This is a genomic window from Enterocloster bolteae, assembly GCF_002234575.2.
GTDB lineage: Bacteria > Bacillota > Clostridia > Lachnospirales > Lachnospiraceae > Enterocloster > Enterocloster bolteae.
Map to the genome: position 1 here is coordinate 4,833,897 of NZ_CP022464.2, position 25,784 is coordinate 4,859,680.

The window sequence follows — 25,784 nt, forward strand, 5'->3', positions numbered from 1 at the left end:
GCATAGCGCTGATACACAGCGCTGACAGCCTCTAGTATAGCACATCGCCTATGCATTTGCAAACATTTGTTCGATGAATTGCTGCAAAATTACTGGAACCTCTTCCAGCAGACTCCTGGCGTGAACCCGCTCCGACATCTGGTGCGCATCCTTGCCGATGGGGCCGAATAAAAGGGAGGGGACCCTGAAATCCGCCATGGCATCCAGGTCCATCCGGTACATGGTTCCCCACAGAGGGGCATTGACCGCATAGGAGGCCATTTCCTCCCGATCCGGTCCCCCGCAGTAGCTTAAATCCGATATCCCGCAGCAGTAATTGCGCTTTCCAAGACAGAGACCGCAGGTGTCCTCCGCCGCCTTTTGCAGCAGGTTATAGAGACGGGTACCCTCTCCTGCCTGTATACCTCCCTCCTGTATACCTCCTTCCTGTATACCTCCAGTCCGTCCCGCCCTATCTGTCTCCCCCAGCCTGTCGCTGTGAAAGGCCGGATAATATGGCGGCGCAAAAGATATAACCATGACAGGCGAAGTGATGCCCGAAAACGTCAGCATGGCATCCATCATTTCCAGCGTAGCCTGGGGATAATTCATGGCACCTGTTCGCACGTCCGACTCTATTCTTCCGTAAAGGTCCTGATACCATTTCCCATATCCTTTTTTCTTCCGGCATATCTCTGCCAGCTCCCCGTACTCCAGCACGCAGTGTTCCAAGTCCACCTTGGGCAGGATATTTCCCGACCTGACCAGGACTTCCTGGCTCTCCATCCGCTTCATATAGGACGCAAAGGACCGCCGGCCCATTTCCTTCAGCCGTTCCATGACCTGGCTGGTGGTCTTTGAAAATCCCAGCATACTCATATATCCGGCTGCCCGCAGGGGGACAGACACATCATATCCGTACTTGCGGTCCCGCAAATTAAACCAGGTGGGAGGAGGACAATGCTCTCCCTCAAAGGTCTCGGAAAATTCAGGCGCCAGTTCCGTGGCCATAAACATCTCCGCCAGCACGCCGATGGCATTCAGTCCGTGAAAGCATTCCACCACATGCGCCTTGGCGCCCTGTACAAGAACAGCCGGCATGGTTTTGCCCACAGACCCTATATAGACCTGCTGCTTGCCGCCCTCATTAAAGCTGGGCTCCAAATCCACAAGACAGTCATATGTAAGCCCATATTCCTGCCGCAGCCCTGTAAACAGGGAAACAGCTCCCCTCATCCCCGCAGAATATGCCTCCTCGTCCGCCACCGCCGCAAAGAGCAGGTTTCCGGTTGTCTCAGGATATTCCAGCACCTTCTGTCCAAACCAGTCCATGATGGCAAGGCCAATGGAAAGCCCGCCTTTCATGTCGTTCACTCCCCGGCCGAACAGCCACTCCCCTGACGCCAAATCATCCCTGGCCTCCTGGGGCAGCATGGACTTAAGCGCCTCCAGTTCCTCCCCGTGGATGTGCTTCCATGCCTCCATATCATATGCCAGGGCGCGGAACCGTCCATACTCGTCCGTGTCCACCACGTCGTAATGACCGGTAAGCACAACCGTCCCGGCTCCCTTCCCTCTCACAAGGCCGTACACAACGGTCCGTCCCAGACTGTCGCCTTCCAGAGCGCACTGCCCGCAGAGGGACGGGTGTTTCGCAAAATAGGGCTGGCGTTCCAGACATCCTGCGATATAGTCTGAAACCTCCTTCTCCTGTGGGGTGTTGGACACGCTGGGAATGGAAACCATCCCCCGCAGGTAATCATATATCTGTTTTTCAAACAACAAAGCAAACGCCTCTTTTCCTGAATACTGCCTTTATTTTATATATGACCCAGTATATTCCATTCATTCCGGGATATCAATACCCATTGTATAACCTGCACAAAAAACCTTGTACCAAAATGGTTGTTTTAACGAAAATAAAATTCCCTGTTTTAAAAAACAACAGGGTTGCTATCGTAGATGCAGAAAACAAGTTTGTTATTACGTAAGGGTAAGCAAGACTGTTAATAATACTTTCACAGGGGTATTATAAGCAGTTTTTTTATATCATGAAATTCCTGTATTCATTTTATTTCAGATATAGCGGAGGGAAAACCATTGAAAAACATCGGAGTCCTGAATACAAATGCGGTGGTGACACTGAACCGCAAAGACCCTCCCGGGCCGGTTAGATACTGATATTCTATCCGTCCTGCGGGAGGGTCTTTTATCTTACTCATTTATCAATTTTATTTTTTACTTATCTGTTTCGTTTTTACTTATCTGTTTCGTTCTTTGCTTCTCTGTTTCCTGTACTGCATGACGATTCCTTCCCTGGTATCCGGCATCAATTCCCTACCGTTCTTCCCTGAAATACGGAAGTCCCAGGCTCTGGGGCGGCTGGTATTCTCTCTTCTTTCTCAGGCTGGTTATAACCAGGACCACAATGGTAACCACGTAGGGAAGGGCTTTGAATATCTCCTGGGCGCCCCTGTCCAGGCCAGGTATATACAGATAAAGGATGTACAGACCGCCAAACAGGATAGAACCCCAGATGGCATTGACCGGTTTCCACAGTGCAAAGATGACCAGGGCGATTGCAAGCCAGCCTCTGTCGCCGAATCCGTTGTTGGTCCAGGTACCGCCGGAGTATTCCATGACAAAGTATAATCCGCCCAGGCCGCTGATGCCTCCTCCCAGGCAGGTGGCCAGGTACTTGTAGGCCGTTACATTGATGCCGGCCGCATCTGCCGTGGCCGGACTCTCGCCCACAGCCCTCAGGTTCAGTCCACGTCTGGTCTTAGCCAGGAAAAACGCCAATGCCAGGGCCAGGGCCACTGCCAGATAGGTCAGAAATCCGTAGGAGAAAAAAATCTGTCCGATGACGCCAAACTTGGACAGTCCGGGAATAGGAGTCTTATAGGCAGCGCCTGTCACTGCCACGGAAATCTGTCCCACTCCCCCTGCCAGCTTTGCCAGGGAACCGCCGAAGAAGTTGCCGAAGCCAACCCCAAAGGTGGTAAGGGCAAGACCTGTCACGTTCTGGTTGGCCCGCAGCGTGATGGTCAGTACACTGTATACCAGTCCTCCCAGGGCAGCGCACACAAAGGCGCACACAAAGGAAATCAGAAGCCCCACCAGACCGTTTGGATTGTCTGTCCCGTTTTCATACAGGAAAGCCCCGATCAGTCCGGCAATGCCGCCCATATACATCATGCCGGGAATACCCAGATTCAGGTTGCCTGATTTCTCCGTCATGATTTCTCCCAGGGCTCCGTACAGGATGCCGATACCCTGGCCGATTGCTTTCTGAATAAATATAACTAAAAAACCCATATTTCAGCCTCCTTATGACAATTTTGCCCCTGCTTCTTTCCGTTTGCTGCGGATTCCCACCTTGTAGTTGATGAAGAATTCACAGCCCAGGATGAAGAAGAGGATGATGCCTGTTATTACATCAGAGGCATTTTCATTCAGGTTAAACTGGGAGGCAATCTGCCCGGCTCCCTTTTGCATGAATACCAGGAAAAACGACACCAGGACCATGGCAAATGCATTGAACTTGCTGAGCCAGGATACAATGATGGCCGTGAATCCCCTGCCGCCCGCTGTGCTGGTGGAAATGGTATGGCTGGCGCCGCTGACTATGATGAAGCCTGCAATGCCGCAGATGGCGCCGGACAGGGCCATGGTGCGGATGATTACCTTCTTCACATTGATTCCGGCGTACCTGGCCGTGTTTTCGCTCTCTCCCACTACCGCAATCTCATATCCCTGCTTGCTGTACTTCAGGTAGATGAAGATGGCCAGGGTCAGCGCCAGCACGATTACCAGGTTCCAGCCGTACTCCAGGCCGAACAGCTTTGGAAGCCATCCCCCCTTTGTGGAGGAGTTGATGGTTCCCACGGAGTTGGATCCCTTTGGATTCTCCCAGAAAATGATGCAGTATGTGATGACCTGCATGGCCACATAGTTCATCATCAGTGTAAACAGTGTCTCGTTGGTGTTCCAGTATGCCTTAAAAAATGCCGGGATGGCTGCCCAGACCATGGCTGACAGGGCGCTTCCCAAAAGCATCAGCGGAAACAGAACCAGGGGAGGCAGTGAATTGCCCAGGTAAATCATCATGGCAGCGGATGTGACGCCGCCAATCAGAACCTGTCCCTCTGCTCCGATGTTCCAGAACCGCATCTTGAATGCAGGCGTGATGCCGATTGCTATACAGAGTAGCACCAGAGTATCGCGAATGGTCATCCAGGTACGCCTTTTGGTACCCACTGCCCCGTCAAAGATTCCTTTATAAACCTCCAGGGGATTAAGCCCTGTCAGGGCATAGATGACCCCTGCACAGACCACCAGCGATAAGAGAACCGCTCCCAGCCTGATGGCCCAGGCCTTCCACATATCAATCTCATCCCTCTTGGAAATATGCATCAGAGGTTCCTTGTTGGACACTGCCGTCATCTCCTTACTCACTTAATCCACCTCCTGTCCTGGTCATCATCAGCCCCACCTGTTCCTTGGTCGCTGTCCTGCCGTCCACAACACCGTTTACCTGTCCCGCGCACAGCACCAGGATACGGTCGCACAGCTCCAGAAGCACATCCAGGTCCTCGCCCACGCATATAACGGCCGCTCCCTGTTTCTTCTGCTCATTGAGGAGATGATAGATGGTGTAGGATGAGTTGATATCCAGTCCGCGGACCGGATAGGCCACCATAAGCACCTTGGGATTGGAAGAAATCTCCCTTCCCACCAGCACCTTCTGGACATTTCCCCCTGACAGCTTGCGCACCGGAGTGGCGACGCCGGGGGTCACGATTTCCAGCTCCTCTATGATCTGCTCCGCCAGGTTTTTTGGCGTCTTTCTGTCCGTAAAGAAGGAACGTCCCCTGCGATATCCCCTGAGCATCATATTGTCCGTCATGTCCATTGCTCCTACCAGTCCCATGCCCAGACGGTCCTCCGGCACAAAGGAAAGCTTTATCCCCAGCTTATTAATGGCTGAGGCGCTCATGCCGGACAGCTGCTTTTCGCCGCCCTCCGGCGGATAATAGGTGATGGTTCCGCCCGTCATGGGTTCCAGTCCGGCAATGGACTCCAAAAGCTCCCTCTGGCCGCTTCCCGCGATACCGGCAATCCCCAGTATCTCCCCGCTGTAAGCAGTAAAGGAGGCATGGTCCAGGGTGGTCACTCCCTCCTTGTCCACGCAGGTGACGCCTTCCACCACCAGGCGGCGCTCCGGGTTCATAGGATCCGGGCGCTCGATGTTCAGGCTTACCTTCTTGCCCACCATCATCTCGGTCAGGGATTCCTCGGTGGCGTCTGCCGTATATACCGTACCGATATACTGGCCCTTGCGCAGTACGGACACCCGGTCTGACAGCGCCAGAACCTCATGGAGCTTATGGGTGATGATAATAATGGAATGGCCTGCCTCACGCATGTTGCGCAGCACTGCAAACAGCTTGTCTGTCTCCTGGGGTGTGAGGACGGCTGTGGGCTCGTCCAGAATCAGGATATCCACCCCGCGGTACAGAAGCTTTACGATCTCCACGGTCTGCTTCTGGGATACGGACATGGTGTATATCTTCTGGTCCGGATCCAGCTCAAACCCGTATTTGGCTGTCAGCTCATTGATTTTGGCGGACACAGCCTTCATGTCCAGCACTTCCCTTCCTGACAGTCCCAGGATAATGTTCTCAGCCGCTGTCAGAACATCCACCAGCTTGAAATGCTGGTGAATCATGCCGATACCCAGAGCAAAGGAGTCCTTAGGCGAACGAATGGTAACCTCCTTTCCGTTTACGAATATCTGCCCTTCATCCGGGTAGTAGATACCGGAAATCATGTTCATAAGGGTGGTCTTTCCGCTTCCGTTCTCACCCAGGACGGACAGGATTTCCCCCCTTTTTACAGACAGGCATACCTTGTCGTTGGCAGTTACCTTGCCGAACCGTTTTGTGATATTTTTCAGTTCAATTGCGTATTCTTCGCTCACCCGGCCAACCTCCGTTCTTTGTATTTAGCCTTGTTGCATTGTCTCGTGGAAAAAAGCGGAGCCAGATATGAATGGCTCCGCTTTTACAGCCTTTAATTTCCAGCGGGAAATTATAGCATCTGCTATCTTAGTTGTCAATTGTGGTGATACCGTCAATCAGGATGTCAAAGGCAGGTGCGGAACCAAACTCTGACTCATGGAAATATCCGTCGGAGATATATTCGATGTCGCTGCCGTCCTTCTTATATGTATCCAGTGTCTCGCCGCCAACGGTCCATGTGGAGGTGTCGAATACATGAAGCTCGCCGGATGCCAGCTTGGCCTCTACCTCATCCACCTTCTCCTTTGTTCCGGGTGCCACAGCCGCCTCGTTCAGCTCTGTAATCAGCACAGCGCCGTCAGAGAAGCCCTTGCACCAGTCAACCGGAATCTCGGTTCCGTCAATGACATGCTGTACAGCCTCAGTCACATATGCGGCCCAGTTATTGGAAGCAGATGTAAGAGCCTGTTTTGGAGCAGTGGCAATCATGGAAATGTTGTAGCCCACGCAGGGAACGCCTGCCGCCTCACATGCGGTAGGAGCGCCGGTGGTATCTGCATGCTGGCTGATCAGAACACATCCGTCGGAAATCAGGGCGTCAGCTGCTTCCTTCTCCAGGTCAAAGCTTGCCCAGCTGTTGGTGTACTTCACTTCCATGGTGGCGTCCGGGCATACGGAACGCACGCCTAAGAAGAAGGAGGTGTATCCGCTGATAACCTCAGCATATGGATAAGCGCCCACATAACCAATCTTGCATGCATCCGCCTTCACGGTTCCGTCCTCTATCATCTGGTTCAGCTTCAGTCCGGCCACAACACCGGATACGTAACGTGACTCGTAGATGGATGTGAAATAGTTGTGCATGTTGCTCAGGCCGCTGGAAGCTGCCTGGAAGCCGGTTGCATGACAGAACTGGACATCCGGATACTCCTTTGCCGCCTCAATCACATAGGACTCATGTCCAAAGCTGTTTGCAAATATAATCTGGCATCCCTGGTCCGCAAGGTCCATGGCCGCATCCTTTGCAGTCTCATCCTCCGGGATGTTCCACTTAACGATAATCTGGTCATCGTTCAGGCCCAGTTTTTCCTTCATCTCCATGGCGCCGTTGTAATGAGCGGCTGTGTAGCCCTCGTTCTCATCGCCTATGTAGACAAAGCCAATCTTTAAATCTTCCTTGGCAATGCCGCCTGCGGCCGGTGCTTCTGAAGCCTCGGTCTCCTTGGTCTCTGCATCCTCTGCCGCCGCAGTTGTCTCAGCCTCAGCTGTTGTGGCTGCGTCTGCCGCAGTCGTCTTTGCTGTGTCAGATCCGCCGCAGGCTGCCAGTGATACTGCCATCACGCCTGCCATGGCCATGCTTGCTAACTTTTTTAATTTCATAATACTCTCCTCCATGAAGTGTAAGTTTGCAGAACCCGATTAAAATACGTCAGGTACTGGCTGCTCCATTACACCTGACGTTCCATCGTTGTCCTACCCATTAAAAAGTAACACAAATACCAGTTAAGTATATCTACTTTTTTCCCTATTGTCAATATTAACCAGGGAAATCGACCCATTTTTACACAATAAGACAGGATTGCTTTTATTTATCAGCAATCCTGCCTTTCATTCTTAAGCCATGCTTATAATTTAGTTTCTTTCAGCTGCATTTTCATAAAATACTTCGCACATAACACCTGCACCGATGCGGAACCCATCTGTAAAACACTGGGTCTTCTCAATAAAGGTTAGCTCCAGGTAATGTTCCATCAGAAGGTCGAATTCCTCCTTCATGTCCCTGTCCAGCTTGTCGGTAAACCGGTTGAAGTCGTCCATGGACTGCCTGGTCAGTGCATCGTATTCCGCGTTGCCGCGTATGGTATTTTCCGCCGGGCATAAGTCCCCCCTGTACAACTGCTGCAAAATCTTTCCCATACCTTTTTCCTGCCTTTCTTTTGTCAAATTATTTTCACAGAAAGGCGGGGGCCGTCACGCCGCATTCTCCATCCGCTCTCAACTCATTCTCTCATCAACCAATCATCTTCTCTCATCATCTATAAAGGATATACGCAGCGCAGGGCTATGGCTCCCCCACCTGTCTATATATCCAGAATAGCACAGCCCGTGGTCAAATGCAACTAAACATATCCTATTCTCCCCGGACCTGCTCTTCTTCTCCACGGTTGAAGATTTCCATGAATTCGTCTCCTGTGATGGTCTCCTTTTCCAGCAGATAGGCGGCTATCTCATGGAGCCTGCCTTCATTTTCCCTGAGAATGGAAAGAGCCTTCCTATGCTGCTCCTTCACAATGGACACCACCTGTTCATCTATGCGCTTTGCCGTGTCCGGAGCGCAAATCAGGGATGTGTCTCCTCCCAGATACTGGTTGTTCACGGTTTCCATGGCCACCATGTCAAACTCATCGGTCATGCCGAACCGGGTCACCATGGAACGGGCAATCTTGGTAGCCTGCTCAATGTCGTTGGACGCGCCTGTGGTAATGGAATGGAAAATCAGCTCCTCCGCCGCCCGGCCGCCTGTAAAGGTGGCAATCTTATCCAGTGCCTCCTCCCGGCTCATAAGGTAGCGCTCTCCCTGTTCCACCTGCATGGTATATCCCAATGCCCCCGATGTTCTGGGGATAATGGTAATCTTCTGAACCGGAGCGCTGTGGCTCTGGCAGGCAGCCACCAGAGCATGGCCCACCTCATGATACGCCACGATTCTGCGCTCCTTCTGGGAAATAACCGCATTTTTCTTCTGGTATCCGGCAATGACCGTCTCCACGCTTTCCTCCAGGTCGGCCTGCACCACGGCGCTGCGGCCCATACGCACTGCCCTCAGGGCTGCCTCGTTGATGATATTGGCCAGCTCCGCGCCGCTGGCGCCTGCCGTGGCCCTGGCAATGGCATTGTAATCCACGTCATCCGACATCTTCACGTTTTGTCCGTGAACCTTTAAGATAGCCTCACGTCCCTTTAAGTCAGGCAGCTCCACCGGCACTCTGCGGTCAAAGCGGCCGGGACGCAGCAGGGCCTTGTCCAGGGACTCCGGACGGTTGGTGGCAGCCAGGATGACTACGCCCTTCTTTCCGTCGAAACCATCCATCTCCGTCAGCAGCTGGTTCAGGGTCTGCTCACGCTCATCGTTTCCGCTCATGCCTCCGCCGTCGCGCTTCTTGCCGATGGTGTCAATCTCATCAATAAATACAATACACGGCGCCTTATCATTGGCCTGCTTAAACAGATCCCTGACCTTGGCAGCGCCCATCCCCACAAACATCTCCACAAATTCAGAACCGGATATGGAGAAGAAGGGGACGTGGGCTTCTCCTGCCACCGCCCTTGCAAGAAGCGTCTTGCCGGTTCCGGGAGGGCCCACCAGCAGCGCTCCCTTTGGAAGATTTGCTCCTATATCCGCATACTTCTGCGGATTGTGAAGGAAATCCACGATTTCCTTTAAGGCATCCTTGGCCTCCTCCTCACCTGCCACATCGGCAAAGGTGATTCCCGTCTCATTCTCTGCGTATATCTTTGCATTGGACTTTCCGAAGGTCATGGCATTGCTGCCGCCCATGCGCTTGGAAAGCATGCGCCCCATAATATTTCCAATGACCACAAACATGAGAATGGGCGCAACCCAGGACATCAGAAAGCTTAAGAGCGGAGAAGCCTTTGTCTGGATTTCTCCTGTAAAATTCTCCACATCCGCATTCTGCAGCCGCTTAACCAGGTCGTCTCCCGGAATCGGTCCTGTCTTATAGCTGACATTCCACTGCTTCTGGTCCTTTTTCGTAAACTGAATCTGTGATTCCCCGTTGCTGACGTACACATCCTTCACATTACCGGCGTCCAGTTCCTTCAGGAACTCGCTGTACGGCACTTCTACGGAATGCTCCATCATGGGAAATACAAGGGCATTTAACACCATCACTGCCAATATGACCAGGAAATAATAGTAAATGAACGGCTTTTTAGGCGTGCCGCTTTTTAAGTTTCTCTTTCCGCTGTCTTCATTCGCACCCATACCAGGTCTCCTTTTCTTAATTCATACTCATAGGCCGGGATACACGCAGCCTGATTCCAGCTGCATCCGCTTCCCGCTGTTCACCATGTAAGATAATACCATTTGCAACTTTTGTCAATGGTTGATTGTAAGTTTTTATTTACTTTTAATATTTATTGACTTTTTACACCAGATATGATAAAACGATTACAGAATAGAGCGAGGAGGTAATCGGCATGAACCGTGAACCAGCAGACAGCAGACATGTGGGGGAACATTTCATGGAATTTGCCATTGATTTTTTTAATCTGGCAAAGAACAGCTACCACCAGCAGAACCAGATACGGGCGAATTCCGCTGCTTTCCAGGTCCTGATGCAGTTAAACCAGCCGGACAGACAGGCGCCCACCATGTCGGAGATGGCCCTGCAGCTGGGCATTACCAAACAGCAGCTGACAAAGCTTATCAATGATCTGGAAGAAAAGAACCTGGTCCGCAGACAGCACAGCTCCAGGAACCGGCGCCATGTATATCTGATGATTACACCGGAAGGCGCATCCATCATGAAGCAGCTGAGGGAAGCTATGCTGGAGTGCACGGTGTCCCGACTTTCCTCGTATAATCAGGAGGAACTGGCGGAGCTGGACGACTGCCTGATACGTTTAAGCACCCTGTTGGAGAAATTCGCTGCTGCGGAGGATATAGCATCCTGCGGGGATTTTCCTGAGTTGTAGGGAATGGGGGAGAGGTACGCGGACGCGTGTGGTGATTCGCGTCCGTGAGAGACGGGAATGCGGGGCAAAAGATGGCCGTTTCCGCAGTGGGAGAGACTAAGGCGGAAGGAACAGGAAAACCCGGGGACCGCAAAAATTACGCCGGACTCCTGATGAGTCCGGCTCCATGTTTGCTTTGCTCCGGGCGTTGAGCGCCCTGCGCAACCCCGGCTTTTCCTGTTCCTTCCGCCTAAGTCTCTCCGAACTGCTCCAAAGCCACCTCCTGCCCCGCGTTCCCGCCTCTCACCCACTGCATTCTTCCTGCGTCCGCTGTGTATTCCCCGCAGCGAAAAAAATAATATCCCCGCTAATGATATTGGACAATTGGCGGACTTTTTGCCCGCTTAGATTGTATCCTTGATAATTAATCCTAAACTAAAAGGCCGCATATCAAGATGATATCAAGATAATGCGGTCCTCTTTATAAATGGTATGCCATCTACCCAGGCATGCCATTTTTCTTCTGATTTGGATATAAACGATGGAGGTGCTATGATACGCAGCGGGCCCTGCGGTTAGATCCGCAGGCTTGGTTCTGGCGTGGATAGCAGGTGCTGCATGGTGCATCCTCACCCCTCTTTACAATACCTTACTTAAGAAGGACTTCAGACGCTCATTTTTAGGGTTGGAGAAGAATTCCTCCGGTGCGGCTTCCTCCATAAAGTGCCCCTCGTCCATGAACATAACCCTGGTGGCTACCTCTCTGGCAAAGCCCATCTCGTGTGTCACCACCACCATGGTCATCTTTTCCCTGGCAAGGTCGCGCATAACGCTTAATACCTCTCCTACCATCTCCGGGTCCAGGGCGGAGGTGGGCTCGTCGAACAGCATCACATCCGGCTTCATGCACAAAGCCCGGACAATGGCAATACGCTGTTTCTGACCGCCTGAAAGCTGGCTGGGATATGCGTGGGCCCTGTCTGCCAGTCCCACACGCTCCAGTAGCTCCATAGCCTCATCCTCGGCTTCCTTTTGTCCCTTTCCCTGAAGCTTTATGGGAGCAATGGTCAGGTTCTTCATGATATCCATGTGGGGAAATAGATTAAACTGCTGGAATACCATCCCCATTTTCTGGCGGTGCTTGTCAATATCTGTCTTAGGGTCCGTGATGTCGGTGCCCTCAAAGAAAATGTGCCCGCTTGTGGGCTCCTCCAGCAGGTTCAGACATCTGAGGAAGGTGCTTTTGCCGGAACCGGAAGGCCCTACCACAAAGACCACATCCCCCTTGTGGATATCCACCGTGATTCCCTTTAAGACATCAATGGAGCCAAAGCTCTTTCCCAGGTCCTGCACCCGGATTAAGGGCTGTCCGTTAAACATTCCTGTATTACCGCTCATTCTGTCTCAGCCTCCTTTCTAGTATCTGTATCAGCTTTGTAAATATCATTACAATGATGAGATAAATAATGGCAACCGCAATCAGCGGCATAAATGCACTGTATGTCCTGCTTCGGATGATGTCCCCGCCCTTGGTCAAATCCTGGATGGCAATGTAGCCGGATACCGAAGTCTCCTTTAACAGGGAGATAAACTCGTTGCACAGGGTTGGGAGTACTGTCTTAAAGGCCTGGGGCATGATGATGTACCACATGGTCTGGGCATAGTTGAAGCCCAGGCTGCGGCCTGCCTCCATCTGTCCCGGATCAATGGACATGATGCCGCTTCTGAATATCTCCGCCACATAGGCTCCCGAGTTGACTCCGAAGGCCAGGATGGCCACTATGACCTTGTCTACCCTGACGCTTCCGAATACAACAAAGTAAATGATTAGCAGCTGCACCACCACAGGGGTGCCCCGGATTACGGTCAGGTACACTTTACAGATTGCATTGAGCACCTTAAGCTTATGGGTCTTCTCATAGGTGGATCGTATCATTCCCACCAGAAATCCCAGCACAATGCCCATAAGGCAGGCAAAAAAGGTAATAATCAACGTTGTTTTCAGACCCTCGGTCAGATATTTCCACCGGTTGTCTGACACAAAGTTCAGGTAAAACGCATCTGTAAATGTCTTCCACATGCTCATCATCCTCTGCTCTTTCTTTATGATTCATAAGGCAGGGCAGACGCCCTGTTTCTCCTCTGTCATACAGTCAAAAACTGCCGCCCTGCAGGAACGGGGATGCGGTGCAGTATTGCACCTCCCTTTCTGCAGCCTGCGGCAGTCTTATACCGGCCGTCTTCCTGTATATGCCGGTACTGTCATGTCTGTCTTAAGTGGGCGATTCCATACCCGGTACGATTACTCAGCCTTGATATACTTGGCTACGATTTCGTCCAGTGTGCCGTTGTCCTTCAGGGTCTTAAGAGCGCCGTTGATTTTCTCCAGTAACTCTGTGTTGCCCTTCTTTACAGCAATGGCATACTCTTCATCGGTAAAGGACTCATCCAGAATCTTCAGTCCTTCTGTCTCAGCAACAAAGGTCTTGGCAGGCTCTCCGTCGATTACAACCGCGTCAATCTTGCCCTGGCTCAGTGCCTGAACAGCCTCAAAGCCCTTGTTGTAACGCTCTACCGTGGTTCCGTCAGCTTCCAGGTCAGATACATAGATATCGCCTGTGGTTCCCAGCTGCACGCCTACGATTACACCCTTTAAGTCATCAGGAGAGGCAATCTCGCTGTCCTCTGTAACGATGATTTTCTGGGATGCCTTTGCATAGGTATCGGAAAAATCTACGGACTGCATACGGTCTTCCGTAACAGTCATACCGGCCAGACCCATATCAGCCTTACCGGATACAATCTCAGGAATAATAGAATCAAACGCAATGTCCTCAATCTCCAGCTCCATGCCCAGCTCATCGGCAATGGCCTTTGCAATTTCCGCGTCAATACCAACAATGGCATCTCCGTCATGATACTCGTAAGGAGGGAACTCTGCGTTGGTTGCCATGACAAGCTTGCCGCCTGCTGCTTCCTTGGCTGCCTCAGTCTCAGCCGCCTCTGCGCTGGTCTCATCCTTGCTCTCGGCTGCCGTGGTATCCTCTGCCTTCTCCTCTGCTGTTGTGGCTGCTGCTGTTGTCTCTTTTGCACCGCCGCCGCAGGCTGTCAGGGAAGCTGCCATCAGTGCCGCCATGGTGATCGCTAAAACCTTCTTCTTCATAATAATATTCTCCTCTTTTCTTTTATGCATCAAATTGCATAACTATAAATGTATTCAACATTTTATATTATAATGCATTTTTCTGGTTTAGCAAGAGGAAAATACGGGAATCACCAAAGAATCAGCAAAGATGCCGTCTAATTCCCTCTCTGTCTCCGGCCTGCAAGCACAAGATGCTTGGCCAGCACGGCCGTTGTCACGGCCCCTACGCCTCCCGGCACAGGTGTTGCCATGGATGCAAGAGGCTCTATGGACGGGAAATCCACATCTCCGCATAATTTTCCATTTTCATCCACATTAATACCCACATCAATGACTATGGCATCCTGTCCCACGTGACGGCCGTCCAGCATTTTAGCCTTTCCTGCTGCGGCCACCAGGATTTCAGCTCTGCGGCACTCTGTCTCCAGATCCCTGGTCCTGGTGTGGCAGATGGTGACCGTGGCATTTTCCTTCAGCATCAGCATGGACAGCGGACGGCCCACCACCATGCTGCGGCCCACGATAGTCACGTTCTTTCCTGTCATATCTATCTCATTGGCCTTAAGTACCTCTATGACCGCCTCTGCGGTACAGGGCGCAAAACCGGTTTTGTCCCCTGCAAATACCTTGGCAATATTGGCCGGGGAAATCCCGTCCAGGTCCTTTTCCGGGTCAATCATCTTCTCGATGTCCGTCTCCGCAATCTGCTTTGGCAGCGGACGGAGCAGGAGGATTCCCGATACATCCGGGTCACGGTTAATGGCACTGAATTCAGCCTTGAAATCGCTGTCGCTTATCTGTTCCGGGAACACATATGTCTGGACCCTCAGGCCGAAGTTCTCCATCTTCTTCACAGCCCCCCGTTCGTAGGACATATCGTCCGGTTTTTCCCCCACCCGCACAATGGCCAGCTTCGGAGCCGGGCCTTCCAGACCTTCCATCATCTGTGTTACCTGTTCCTTGATTTTTGCCGAAACCTCGGCGCCTTTTAATATTTTCATTTTCCTTCTCCTTCCTTTCTGCCTGACACCTTCTATCTCAGCTGCTCAAGTACCTTCTGATATATGCGGTCCGCTGCTTCTGTCCCCTCCTTAATCAGGCGTTCCGCCTTCTCGTTCATTTCTTCTGCCTTCTCCCTGTTCTTCATGGACTTGGTATTGATGTACACATTCATCACCGCGCCCAGCAGTGCGGTCCGGATGAACTGGACTCCCACGCCCACATCGCTGACAGCCATCCTGCTTCCCTTATCCGCAAGGATATCCATGATTTCCAGCATTTCCCATGCCTTTTCCATGATTTCCATTGGCACAAGACTGGCATCCAACAGCCGTGCTTCCATGACCTCTGCCTTGTATGCCTTTTCTTCCTCTGTACCTGAGGGAAGGCTGTAGCATTTGGCCAGAGGCGCAAATACCTTTGCATCCTGGTCAGCCAGCGCGCTAAACTGTCCCTGGATTCCCTTCATCCGCTCTGCCAGTTCCTTAATCTCATCCTCCACCAGCGCGTACTTCTTCTTGCCTATGGTCAGATTGGCCACCATCTGTCCCAGGGCATTGCCCAGGGCTCCGGCCAGGGCCGAAGCGCCGCCGCCCCCCGGTACCGGCTCCTTTGAAGATAATACATCCAGAAACTCCTGAATCGTCATGCTCTCTACCATTGTAACATCCTCCTGTTTTTCTATATATAGTTTATATTATATAACCCATTTACACAATTTTAACTCCCATCAGCCTGGCCAGCTCGGCGGCCTGCAGCAGGCTGACCTTTACACCCGCCAGTTCCGTGAACTGATCCGAGACCATGATGCCGTCAATGACGCACTCTGATAAATCCATTCCCTTTAACGGTGTACGGAAAAAATCCGTACCGGCCAGGTCCGTGGAGGAAAAAACCGTCTTTTTAAATTTCACCTCAGACATGAAGGATTCCCGGAAATTACAGCCCTTTATTTCGCCGAACTCCCAGAAGGCAGTAGAGAAATTCCCATAGTGGAACTGACTGTCCAGAAGCTTCACCCACTTAAACGTGGAGTTGCAGAACTGGCTTCCGTCCCCCTTTGAGTCTGATACATTCACATTCTTCCAATAGGTATCCCGGAAGGAGCAGTTAGAAAAATCACACTTGTCAAATACTACATTGCAGAAGGACGCGCCGCTGAAATCACACTCCTCCATCCTGCACCTGACGAATTTCACCGTGTCAAACTCCACTTTTTTTCCCGATATCCCAACGACCGTCTGGTCTTCATAAACCTTATCCAAAATCGGACATTCCTGATTGGCTGCTTCCGCCATATCCTCTGACAGCATATCTCCTCCATGGTGATTTTATTTTGCCCATTCCCTGCACTGTTTTAACCTTGGCTCTGCATCAAAGCCCATATCTGTTCCCATGGACGCCTCCATCTCACAGGGAAAATCAGGACATTCTCCGCAGTGGTTCAGCCCTTTTGCCTCGCAGCAGGATTTAACACCGCACTCACCGCCCCAGAAGGGCTTTTCCATGGTTGCGCACCCTGTACAGCGGACCGCTTCCTTTCTTTCACATTGATTGCAGCAGACTCCGCATCTTGACTCAAACATATTCTTCCTCCTTTGTTACAGCCTCCTAAACCTGTTCTTTCCCTGACATCTGTTCCACATCCAGGCGCAGTACAGCGGTTCTCTTAAGCATAGCCTCCGGGTAATCCCAGCTGTCCTTTCCTGACATGTGGCCCATGATGCAGTTCAGGCCCTTTTTCTTTTCCTGTGTCTCCTCCACTACCCGGATGGGTCCTTCCCCCACCACGCTTCGGTACCGGAAGGAATATCCGCAGGCCTGGTCCGCCGTCTTAAGGCCATGGGCAGTGTCCATCTCAAACCCTGCATACCCGGTCTGCCTGACCAAATCCATCTTCTTCCCCTCGGCAGCCCCGTGGAAATAGAGCGCATTTTCCTCCTCGTCGTATCCGAAGCTGAGAGGTACAATGTAGGCGCTCTTTCCATCTGGAAAAGCCAGCCTGCAGCAGTCGCACTCCCGTATAATTTCCCTTATTCCATATGTATCCTTAATTTCCCTGTCCTTCCTTCTCACCATATTCTCCTTATCCGTGTTCTATTCCGGCAAAGCGGTTTCCCGGTGCCTCCATGGTTTTGCCATAATGTTGCCATGATTCCCCCACAGCGCCGCCATGGTTCCATCACAGTTCAATATATGCCCTGCTTCCGCCTGTCTTGTCCTTCACCACAACAATCTGGTGCTGGATTCGTTCCTTCAGCTCTCCCACATGGGAAATGATGCCCACCAGACGCCTTCCCTCTGCCAGGTCTCCCAGGGACTTCATGGCCAGGTTCAGTGTATCCTCATCCAGAGACCCGAATCCCTCATCCACAAAGAGAGTGTCCAGGCGGATTCCGCCTGCAGCTGACTGTATCTCATCCGACAGGCCCAGAGCCAGGGAAAGGGATGCCTGGAAGGATTCCCCGCCGGACAATGTCTTTACGCTGCGCTCCGTACCATTGTAATGGTCGATGACATTTAACCCCAGCCCGTTCTTCCCCCTGTTATCCTCCTCCGTACACCGTTTCAGCTCATACTGGCCGCCGCTCATGACCATGAACCTGGTATTTGCCCTGGCAATGATACGCTCAAAATATGCCATCTGCGCATACGTTTCCAGGGTAATTTTTTCCTTTCCCCCCACTTCACCTGCCGCTGTATCGGAAAGGGCCTTGACCCATGTCCATTCCTTTTGTATCTCTTCCATGGACGCCTTCTGTTCCGAAATACGTTCCCTTGCCATGCGGTTGGTTTCCAGTCTGTGGTGAAGCCTGCTTTTTTCCTGCTCCAGGCCGGTCAGCCTCTCCCTTGCCTCAGACTGGCGAAGCCGGTTCTCCTGCATCCGCGCCTCCAGGCGTTCCATAACGGTTCTAACGTCCATGCCGCCCGGAAGCATTGTGTCCGGCCCATTCACAGGGTCCCGGTCCTCTCCCACAGACTCTCTTCCCTCTGCGTCCTTCTCCGCCATCCGGCCTCTCAGCGCCTCCAATCGGGCCTGAGCGTCCGACACTCTGCGGCTTATCCGGTTATAGGATTCTTCCGCCTCCTTAAACGCCTTTTCCAGTCCGGCCAGAAATGCCTTCTTCTCTGCCAGCTCCGCCTGGGCGGCCTTCCTGTTCTCATAGGGCAGGGAGGACTCCATCTCCTTAAGGCGGCTTTCCAGTTCCCTTTCCTTTGCCTGGCTCTCTGCCAGCATTTTCTGGGCCTGCTGTTTCAACTCCGAGGCTGCTTCCAGGGATTGACGCCCTAAGACCCTTCTGCCTTCAATGGCTTCCTTATATTCTTTTCTCTTCTTCTTTTCCTGAATCTTCTCCTTCTGGGCAGCAGCCTGGCGCTCCAGCTGGCCTTTTAGCTGCCCCATCATCAGCTCCCACTGTTCAAGGAAATACCTGCGCCCCTGCCGTACATCCCCTGTCTTTGCAACCAACGCCCCGGCATCGGCTTCCGCCTGGCGAATCCGCTGCTGCCAGTCCTCTTTCCAGGTAGCCACCTCGGCATCAATCTGCTGTTTCATCCTTTCATAGCGGGTATCCAGACTGCCTGCCAGTCTTCCTGCCTCCAGGCTCAGCCTGGCAGCCGCCTTATCCTTTTCCTCGGCAGCAGCCTTAAGCCGGTCTACCTTGTCCTTGGCTGCCTCTTTTCCCTCCTCCAGATACCGTGCAGGCGCCGGATGAGTGACAGAGCCGCATACAGGACAGGGCTGGCCTTCTGTGAGCCGTGAAGCCAGGATTCCCGCCTGGTTGTCCAGGAATCTCTGGTACATCTCCCGGTAGGCATCGTCTGCCCTGCGGCTCTCCTCGCCTGCTGCCCTGTAACGCTCTCTGGCTGCCTCCAGCTTCTTCCGCTCCTGCCCGTACTGCCCCAGCTCCTCTGCCAGAAGTCCGATGCGCCCGCTGTATTCGCGCAGTCTCTCCCCTGCTGTCAGGGCTGCCTGGTATTCTTCTCCTGCCTGGCGAAGGCTTTCCAGTATCTTCTCATCGCTGTCATTTCGTTCCTTCCACTGCCTTTCCTCCAGGGCCGCCTGCTCCAGCCTTTTTTCAAGGCTCTCTGTCTCTTTCCTGCATGCCTTCAGATTTTCCTGCAGCCCGTCAAAACGGTCATAGGTTTTCAGGTTTTCTTCCATCCTGGTAACAGCGCCAATCAGCCCGTCTCTGTCAGCCTGGCGTTCCTTTTCCCTCTCATACCTGACCTTTGCCTGTTCCAGAACCGGCATATTTTCCCTGAGCACATCCGCGGCAGCCGCCATATCCCGGCAGACCGCGGCATCCCCCTGCATTTTCCCCAGCTCCATTCCAAGGGCAGCCATCTCGTCCCTGACCAGGGCCATGGCTCTGTCCCTCCCCTGCTGCTGCGCCTCATCCGCCCCAATCAGCTGGTCCAGCACCTCCAAAAGAGCTTCCAGGCTCCCCTGGGGCACCTCCTTCCAGCGCAGCTTAAGTTCCTCACTATGGCCCTCTGTGATAACACCTCCGGCATACTGTTCCATGCTCTTTCTGCTGTCCGCGTAGCGGCCATACAGACCCTTGGCCCGGTCCTTCAGCTTTTCCTGAAACAACTGGTAGGGCTTTGTCTTAAATATTTCCCGGAAAATGATGCCCCGATCCTCGGTTCTGCCTGACAGGAGCCTGGAAAAACTGCCCTGGGCCAGCATGGCAATCTGGGAAAACTGCTCCCTGTTAAGGCCCAGAAGCCCTTCCACCTCCACCGTTACCGCTTTGTCCCCTGTAACGAGCCTGCCGTCCGGCATATGAAGCTGTGCGTCCGGCTTTTCCCGTGTCTCCCCTTCACCTCTTTGCTTTGTCCTCATATACTCAGGATTGCGCCGCACCCTGTATTCCTTTCCACTATAGGAAAATCCCATCTCCACATAGGTCCTGGCATCCGGCCTGGCATATTTGCTGCGCAGCATCCTGGGTTTGCGGCTGTCCCCGCTAGCGTTGCCGTAAAGGGCAAATGCAATGGCGTCAAACAGGGTGGTTTTGCCTGCTCCGGTGTCGCCCGTAATGAGATAAAGTCCCCGGTCCCCCAGGGAGGCCATATCCAGGGTGACCTCACCTGCATATGGTCCAAATGCGGATATTATCAGTTCTGTGGGCCTCATCTGCTTCCCTCCCATATCTCTTCCATCAGTTTTACCGCAAAGTCAGCCTGCTGCTCTGTCATGGGCTGATTGTTCTGAAGCTGGTACAGCTCCTCCATCAGAACAATGGGGGGCTTGTCCGCATTGGCGGCAGCTTCCACCACCCTGCCCTCCCTGGTGCGCTTGTTATCATAATCCAGCTTCATGACATTGGGATAAATGGAGCGCAGCTTGCCTATTGCATCCAGTATATCCTCCTCATCCGTAAGGGTTATGTGAAGGTAATCATCCACAGCCGTACCCTGGTAAAAATCACGGCTGGTCAGTTCTTCATAGCTTCCTCTCAGCTCCCGCATATCATGGAGGGGCCTGAGAGGACGGGTATTCACGGTCACATTCCCCTTTTCCAGCAGCTCCACCACGGTCACTGACTTCCTGTGGTTCACCTCTGAGAATGAATATTTAAGGGGAGTCCCGCTATAGCGCAGGGTATCCCTTCCCACCTTCTGGGGCCCGTGGATATGTCCCATGGCCACATAATCGAAGGAATCGAACAGTTCAGCACTCACCTGGTCCAAGCCGCCTATGGACAGCTCCTCCGAGTCGCAGCAGGACGCACCGGTGACAAACTGGTGGGCAATCAGGATATTGCGGCCATCTTCCCCTTTCTTATGTTCCGCCATATGCTCCAGAGCCCAGCGGACCGCATCTTCAAAGGTTTCAATGCCTTCCTCCGGGCAGCACCTTCTCACAACAGCAGGTTTTATAAAGGGCAGCATATAGACCCGCAGGCTTCCGTACCGGTCCTCCAGTTGAACCGGCTCCAGATGACCGTCATACACAGGCGCCATATAAACTCTCCTGTCCTTCATAAGCTGCCCTCCAAAGGCCAGCCGCTCCGGGCTGTCGTGGTTCCCGCTGATAACAAACACGGGCAGGTTCCGGTCCGCCAGCCCGGTCAGGAAAGCGTCAAAGACCTGTACTGCCTCAGCAGGAGGCACAGGTTTATCATAAATATCCCCGGCTATGAGAACACCGTCAGGCATTTCCTCCTCCGCAATCATGAGAATCTGGTCTAATATATATTTTTGATCCTCCAGCATGGAAAAACCATTGACCCGTTTTCCGATATGAAGGTCTGATAAATGAATAAATTTCATAGTTCTTCCTTTCATGTACATCTTTAACCATAATACCACGAGCCGGGCACCATTTACAAGACCATACGGCCCGTCCTTTTCCATGAGGACCGCCTTATTGAACTATGAGGACTGCCTTATTGAAAGATTGGACTGGACCTCTGCCTTTCAAATATGGTAAACTAGAGCGTAAATTCCTGTTTGGAGGTGAGCATATGAATCCAATGAATCTTCTTCAGTTAAAACCGGCCTGGAACCAGTTTAAGGCCAACCATCCCAAAATGCTGTCATTTATGAAAGCCGCATCCAGGGACGGGGTCATGGACGAGGGGACCCTGATTGAAATTACCGTCACATCCAGCACCGGCCAGACCATTGCTTCCAACATCCGGGTCAAAAAATCCGACCTGGAATTCTTAGGAGCACTTAAGGATGCGCTGGAAGATTAGATGCAAAGGGCGCCCGCCCTGCCTTGCGGCAGGAGGACGCCCTGTTGATTAATGGGATATTTTGTTCTTCTTCACCGTGTGTCCAGACATTGCATGTTCAGACATGCTCTAGTTCAGGTTAATACCTGTAATGGCTGCCTGTCCATCCACATTGTTGAAAATAATGCTGTTTTCCTCGCCCATGATGACTCCGGCGCCAAACTGCTCCAGCGTGTCTACATCCGTATCAGCAATTTCCTTTAACAGACTCTCAGTGAAAATCTGGCCTGCATCCATCTTTAAGAAAGCTGACTCGTCGGCAATCTCCTCACCCTGTCCTTCTCCAAGGGAAACATAGACCGGGTAAACGCACAGGCCTGCCAATGCCTCCATATCCTTATCTGCCACCGCCTTCTGCACCTTCTCTGCGAAAGGCTTAATCTCACTCTGTTCCAGCTCTGCCCCGGCATGGGACACGTCCTCTGCCTCCTCCAAGAGTGCGGCCTCCTGGGAGGCGGATTCGGATGACTGGGATTCTGCTGCGGTTTCAGAGTCCGAAGCAGCGCCTGCGTCCTCTGTCTCCCCATCCGTCATCCCGGCTGTGGTGTCGGCCTGTGTTACCACCTCTGCCGCTGTAGTGGTCTTGGCATCCTTGCCTGAGCAGGCTGTGATGGCTGCCGCCGCCATAATGGCTGTTCCTAAAACTGCTAATTTTCTTTTCATAATTACGTCTCCTCATCTATCTGATTTTCAGTATCATTTTCTTTATGTAAAAGCTGCATTTCCAGAGTCCGGTATGAGCATGCACCCCTGTGAAATACGCATTTCATCCACCGCGTCCGGTGATACACTCTAACATAAAGAGCCTGGCTCCTTTTGTCAAGGCAGCCAGGCCAACATTAATGGTTCCGTAATTAAACTTAAAAAACTGTTTCAATCCTTTTCCTAAAATTTCATAATTTACCATGCAACTTTTTTGGTTTTCTTTCATTTTGAAACCGTCCATTGAGGGCTGTTCATTGCAGGCACTTCATTGTAAACAGTTCATTCCCTGACAAGGGAAGGACAACCGCCTGCCGGTCCGTCAGCTTCTCAGTGTGGCCCGCAGACGGTCCGGCTTCAGCAGAAGGTCCAGCCCATCCTCAATGGAGCGAACCACCACGGATGCATGGCTTAACAGGGCTGCGCACATACCCTCCCGCTCCAGAACCGCTATGGACAGCTGGGCTGCGTCAAACATCTGTATATCATTAAAGCCATTGCCAAGACAGGCCACGCCTCCCTCAAGCCCCTTTACGATTTCTTCCTTGCATCCGGCAGCACCCTCCCGCGGAAAAGTCCTTACAGTTATGCCCAAAGGTTCGCACTGGCGCGTCACCGTGCCGTATGTATCAGCAGTGAGCACATACACATGGGCCAGCTCCTTAAGCCGGGCAATACGCTCCTTGACCCCCTTCAGCAGCATGCCGTCCACTGCCGCTGTCCCGTTGTAATCCAGGACCACATGGTTGATTTTCAAAGGCTCCCGCCCGGGTATTTCTATTACAATCACTGTCTGTCTCCTCCCTGTATCTCCTGTCCTGTATCTTCTATCCCGTATCACTTATCCCCATATCCCTGCCGGCCCGAATCCGTCTATCCGCAGATTCCGGCCCAAATCCGTTTATCCGTAAATTCCTGCCAGAAACGCCCTTGTCTCCTCTTGCGCCGGGCACCCGAACAATTGGTCCGATTCCCCCCACTCCACCAGACGGCCCCCTAAAAGAAAGGCCCCATAGTCAGATATCCTGCGGGCCTGGGCTATGTTATGGGTGACAATGACAATGGTATACTGCTTCTTAAGTTCTGTCAGCATTTCCTCGATTACGGCAGATGATTTCACATCCAGGGCGGAACAGGGCTCATCCAGCAATAGTACTTCCGGGTCCACTGTCAGGGCACGGGCGATACAGAGCCTCTGCTGCTGTCCTCCTGAAAGTTTAAGAGCATTCCTGCCCAAATCTTCCCTGACCTCGTCATACAGTCCGGCCATCCGGAGTTTTTCCTTCACCAGCGCTTCCAGGGAAGCCTTATCCCGGACGCCGTAATATCTCGGCGCATATGTCATGTTTTTATAGATGGAAAATGGAAAGGGAGCCGGCGTCTGAAACACCAGACCCACACGGCGGCGAAGCACATCCTTCTGCATGGATTTTATCTCCTGTCCGTCCAACAAAATCCTTCCGGATACAGATACACCCTTTTCCTCTGCCAGCAATCCGTTCATACACCGCAACAGCGTGGTTTTTCCGCACCCGGACGGACCGATGACGGCCGTAATCCGGCGGACCGGTATGTCTAAGGACAAATCAGACAATACCTCCCTGCCGTCATAGGATGCGCTGACATTGTGAAGCGTCATGATATGTTCCATTTTTTCTGGCTCCTCCTTGCGTAAATTGTTGCCAAAAGGCTGCTGAATAAAATCAGCGCCATCATGACAAAAGCGGTCCCGTAAGCCGCGTCCATGGAAGTGGCTCCCTGGGCTACCAGCAGGTAAAGATGCATAGGCAGGGCCATGGCCGGGGCGGTAAGCCGGGCCGGGAGGCCGGAATACGCCACTGCCCCTGTGAATATGAGAGGGGCCGTGGCCCCCATGGCGTAGCAGCCTCCCAGTATTACGCCCGACACGATCTCCCCCTTACAGGCCGGCAGCACAATCTTCCGGATGGTATAGAACCTGGAACAGCCCAGGGCATAGGAGGACTGTACCAGCTGTTTTGGCAGCTCCCTGAAGGTTTTCTCTGCCCTGACCTCTATAAAAGGAAGAATCATCACGGCCAGAGCCACACCAGAGGACAGGATGCAGCGCCCCCAGGCCAGGTCCCGCACCAGGAAGCTGTAAGCAAACAGTCCCAGGACAATGGACGGGATTCCCGAAATACACTGGATTACCATGCGGATTAATCCCGCTGTCCTGCGTCCTTTGCAGTAAAACACCATAAAGAGTGCTGTGGCGACAGCAGGGATTCCTCCCAGGACAATAGCTGTCGCCGTAAAACACAGGCTCCCCACAATGGCAGGCCAGATTCCGCCCTCCTCCCCCAGTACCGCTCCCCTGGGCGGCTGGGACAAAAATTCCCAGCTGATTGTGCCTGCCCCCCGGTAAAAAACATATCCGAACAGGAACAAAATGATGCCTGTCACCAATAACATGCTGGAATACGCCCAGAATTTTGTAAGTGATGCGCGCAGATGCATGGTTTTCCCTCCTTTATGCCTGTTCCGTCCTATGGCCCCGGCTTATGGTTCCGGCCTATGGTTCCGGCTTATGGTTCCGGCCTATTGCTCCAGTTTACTTCGCAGCAGGGTGATGCCGGAATTGATAAGGAATAATAAGAGCATCAGTACCAGCCCCGCCGCGTACAGGGCGTGGTAGTGGGTGCTTCCCACCACCGCTGTTCCCATCTCCAGCGCAATCACAGCGGCAATGCTCTCACTCTTGCCCAGCAGGGAGGGAAACAGGTTTGCATTTCCAATGACCATCATCACTGCCATGGTTTCCCCCATGGCCCGGCCGATGGCCAGAATCATGGACAGCAGTATGTTCTTCCACGACCCAGGAAGGACAATGGTGGCCACCATATGCCACTTGGAGATACCCAGGGCATCTGCTGCGGGCTGATACCGTTTTCTCACCTTCAGCATGGTCTCACTGCAGGAGGATATCAGAAATGGAAGCAGCATAACGGCCAGCAGGATTCCGGCCGCCAGCACACAGGAGCCTGTGTGGACTCCGGCCCTGATGAAAAGCCTGACCATAAGGGTCAGCCCCATGAAGCCATATATCACGGATGGGATTCCTGCTAAAAGGTCCACAAAGGGATATAGGATTCCCCGCATCCGCTGGGTGGCAACGCAGGAAAGATAAATGGCGGCCCCCACCCCCACTGTCACAGCCAGGACCATTGCCACCAGAGATACGTAGAGCGTAGCCGCTATGAAATTAAAAATGCCAAAGGACGGCTCCCCTGTGTAAGCAATAGGCATCCATCTCCGGCCCAACAGGAAATCAGGCACTGCCACTTCATCGAACGTGGGCAGTGCCTCCTTGACAATAAAGTATATGACAAAGGCCAGGACCATCACGGTCAGGGCGGTCAGGGCCTTTATCAGAACTGAAAATAATGCATTCAGCTGTTTATTCATTGGTTTGACTCCATTTCAGGGGATTCTTTCAAGGGAATATTTCCCTGACAATCTCCCCGG

Annotated in this window: 25 protein-coding genes; 2 read left to right on the plus strand and 23 right to left on the minus strand. The window is 52.6% G+C overall.

Annotated features, from left to right (window positions below):
* Positions 1-48 precede the first annotated feature (48 nt).
* The 7 genes from CGC65_RS22325 to ftsH all read right to left on the minus strand — a co-directional run bounded on the left by CGC65_RS22325 (position 49) and on the right by ftsH (position 10,011).
* Entirely contained in the window at positions 49-1,764 is a 1,716-nt protein-coding gene (locus CGC65_RS22325; RefSeq protein WP_002568541.1) for a M20/M25/M40 family metallo-hydrolase, read from the minus strand.
* Positions 1,765-2,316: 552 nt separating this feature from the next.
* On the minus strand, positions 2,317-3,297 hold the full coding sequence (locus tag CGC65_RS22330; protein WP_002568542.1) for an ABC transporter permease: 981 nt from the start codon (positions 3,295-3,297) through the stop codon (positions 2,317-2,319).
* A 12-nt stretch (positions 3,298-3,309) separates the two neighbouring features.
* Positions 3,310-4,437 carry an ABC transporter permease gene (locus CGC65_RS22335; protein ID WP_002568543.1) on the minus strand — a complete coding sequence of 376 codons (1,128 nt, stop codon included), beginning with the start codon at positions 4,435-4,437 and terminating at the stop codon, positions 3,310-3,312.
* Positions 4,430-5,962 (minus strand): ABC transporter ATP-binding protein, encoded by a 1,533-nt coding sequence (locus CGC65_RS22340; protein WP_002568544.1) that lies wholly within the window; start codon positions 5,960-5,962, stop codon positions 4,430-4,432. Before CGC65_RS22340 ends, CGC65_RS22335 begins: the two co-directional genes overlap by 8 nt.
* Before the next feature lie 127 nt (positions 5,963-6,089).
* Entirely contained in the window at positions 6,090-7,382 is a 1,293-nt protein-coding gene (locus CGC65_RS22345) for a BMP family ABC transporter substrate-binding protein (RefSeq protein WP_002568545.1), read from the minus strand.
* A gap of 252 nt (positions 7,383-7,634) precedes the next feature.
* Positions 7,635-7,919, minus strand: a complete 285-nt coding sequence (locus tag CGC65_RS22350; RefSeq protein WP_002568546.1) for a DUF6809 family protein — start codon at positions 7,917-7,919, stop codon at positions 7,635-7,637.
* 214 nt (positions 7,920-8,133) lie between these two features.
* Positions 8,134-10,011 (minus strand): ATP-dependent zinc metalloprotease FtsH, encoded by a 1,878-nt coding sequence (gene ftsH, locus CGC65_RS22355; protein WP_002568547.1) that lies wholly within the window; start codon positions 10,009-10,011, stop codon positions 8,134-8,136.
* Between the two features lie 215 nt (positions 10,012-10,226).
* On the opposite strand from ftsH, the gene CGC65_RS22360 reads away from it, so the two are divergent.
* The gene (locus CGC65_RS22360) at positions 10,227-10,724 is read left to right on the plus strand and encodes a MarR family transcriptional regulator (RefSeq protein ID WP_002568548.1); all 498 of its coding nucleotides are present in this window, start codon (positions 10,227-10,229) and stop codon (positions 10,722-10,724) included.
* A gap of 618 nt (positions 10,725-11,342) precedes the next feature.
* Here the strand turns inward: CGC65_RS22360 and CGC65_RS22365 are convergent.
* The 10 genes from CGC65_RS22365 to CGC65_RS22410 all read right to left on the minus strand — a co-directional run bounded on the left by CGC65_RS22365 (position 11,343) and on the right by CGC65_RS22410 (position 21,129).
* Positions 11,343-12,101: an amino acid ABC transporter ATP-binding protein gene (locus tag CGC65_RS22365; RefSeq protein WP_002568549.1), complete on the minus strand. Its 759-nt coding sequence runs from the start codon at positions 12,099-12,101 to the stop codon at positions 11,343-11,345.
* Positions 12,091-12,783 (minus strand): amino acid ABC transporter permease, encoded by a 693-nt coding sequence (locus CGC65_RS22370; protein ID WP_002568550.1) that lies wholly within the window; start codon positions 12,781-12,783, stop codon positions 12,091-12,093. Before CGC65_RS22370 ends, CGC65_RS22365 begins: the two co-directional genes overlap by 11 nt.
* A gap of 222 nt (positions 12,784-13,005) precedes the next feature.
* Positions 13,006-13,866, minus strand: coding sequence for a basic amino acid ABC transporter substrate-binding protein (locus tag CGC65_RS22375; RefSeq protein WP_002568551.1), 861 nt, complete (start codon positions 13,864-13,866; stop codon positions 13,006-13,008).
* Positions 13,867-14,003: 137 nt separating this feature from the next.
* Positions 14,004-14,849 carry a bifunctional 5,10-methylenetetrahydrofolate dehydrogenase/5,10-methenyltetrahydrofolate cyclohydrolase gene (locus CGC65_RS22380; RefSeq protein WP_002568552.1) on the minus strand — a complete coding sequence of 282 codons (846 nt, stop codon included), beginning with the start codon at positions 14,847-14,849 and terminating at the stop codon, positions 14,004-14,006.
* A 32-nt stretch (positions 14,850-14,881) separates the two neighbouring features.
* Positions 14,882-15,508 carry a cyclodeaminase/cyclohydrolase family protein gene (locus CGC65_RS22385; protein WP_002568553.1) on the minus strand — a complete coding sequence of 209 codons (627 nt, stop codon included), beginning with the start codon at positions 15,506-15,508 and terminating at the stop codon, positions 14,882-14,884.
* 49 nt (positions 15,509-15,557) lie between these two features.
* Entirely contained in the window at positions 15,558-16,160 is a 603-nt protein-coding gene (locus CGC65_RS22390; RefSeq protein WP_002568554.1) for a pentapeptide repeat-containing protein, read from the minus strand.
* An 18-nt stretch (positions 16,161-16,178) separates the two neighbouring features.
* Positions 16,179-16,433, minus strand: a complete 255-nt coding sequence (locus CGC65_RS22395; protein WP_002568555.1) for a DUF3795 domain-containing protein — start codon at positions 16,431-16,433, stop codon at positions 16,179-16,181.
* Positions 16,434-16,458: 25 nt separating this feature from the next.
* Positions 16,459-16,923, minus strand: a complete 465-nt coding sequence (locus CGC65_RS22400) for a pyridoxamine 5'-phosphate oxidase family protein (protein WP_002568556.1) — start codon at positions 16,921-16,923, stop codon at positions 16,459-16,461.
* Between the two features lie 106 nt (positions 16,924-17,029).
* Positions 17,030-19,990, minus strand: a complete 2,961-nt coding sequence (locus CGC65_RS22405) for an AAA family ATPase (RefSeq protein WP_002568557.1) — start codon at positions 19,988-19,990, stop codon at positions 17,030-17,032.
* Positions 19,987-21,129, minus strand: coding sequence for an exonuclease SbcCD subunit D (locus CGC65_RS22410; RefSeq protein WP_038281858.1), 1,143 nt, complete (start codon positions 21,127-21,129; stop codon positions 19,987-19,989). The genes CGC65_RS22405 and CGC65_RS22410 overlap by 4 nt, the downstream gene beginning before the upstream one ends.
* 194 nt (positions 21,130-21,323) lie before the next feature.
* Between CGC65_RS22410 and CGC65_RS22415 the strand changes: the two genes are divergently transcribed.
* On the plus strand, positions 21,324-21,557 hold the full coding sequence (locus tag CGC65_RS22415; RefSeq protein ID WP_002568559.1) for a hypothetical protein: 234 nt from the start codon (positions 21,324-21,326) through the stop codon (positions 21,555-21,557).
* 108 nt (positions 21,558-21,665) lie between these two features.
* Here CGC65_RS22415 and CGC65_RS22420 read toward each other — a convergent pair whose 3' ends face one another.
* The 6 genes from CGC65_RS22420 to pstC all read right to left on the minus strand — a co-directional run bounded on the left by CGC65_RS22420 (position 21,666) and on the right by pstC (position 25,724).
* Positions 21,666-22,259 (minus strand): hypothetical protein, encoded by a 594-nt coding sequence (locus CGC65_RS22420; protein ID WP_002568560.1) that lies wholly within the window; start codon positions 22,257-22,259, stop codon positions 21,666-21,668.
* A gap of 103 nt (positions 22,260-22,362) precedes the next feature.
* Positions 22,363-22,527 carry a hypothetical protein gene (locus CGC65_RS31400; RefSeq protein WP_002578279.1) on the minus strand — a complete coding sequence of 55 codons (165 nt, stop codon included), beginning with the start codon at positions 22,525-22,527 and terminating at the stop codon, positions 22,363-22,365.
* Positions 22,528-22,620: 93 nt separating this feature from the next.
* Positions 22,621-23,088 carry an HAD family hydrolase gene (locus CGC65_RS22430; RefSeq protein WP_002568561.1) on the minus strand — a complete coding sequence of 156 codons (468 nt, stop codon included), beginning with the start codon at positions 23,086-23,088 and terminating at the stop codon, positions 22,621-22,623.
* Positions 23,089-23,199: 111 nt separating this feature from the next.
* Positions 23,200-23,949, minus strand: a complete 750-nt coding sequence (locus tag CGC65_RS22435; protein WP_002568562.1) for a phosphate ABC transporter ATP-binding protein — start codon at positions 23,947-23,949, stop codon at positions 23,200-23,202.
* The gene (gene pstA, locus CGC65_RS22440) at positions 23,934-24,776 is read right to left on the minus strand and encodes a phosphate ABC transporter permease PstA (RefSeq protein WP_002568563.1); all 843 of its coding nucleotides are present in this window, start codon (positions 24,774-24,776) and stop codon (positions 23,934-23,936) included. The genes CGC65_RS22435 and pstA overlap by 16 nt, the downstream gene beginning before the upstream one ends.
* Before the next feature lie 81 nt (positions 24,777-24,857).
* Positions 24,858-25,724 (minus strand): phosphate ABC transporter permease subunit PstC, encoded by an 867-nt coding sequence (gene pstC / locus CGC65_RS22445; RefSeq protein ID WP_002568564.1) that lies wholly within the window; start codon positions 25,722-25,724, stop codon positions 24,858-24,860.
* Positions 25,725-25,784 lie beyond the last annotated feature (60 nt).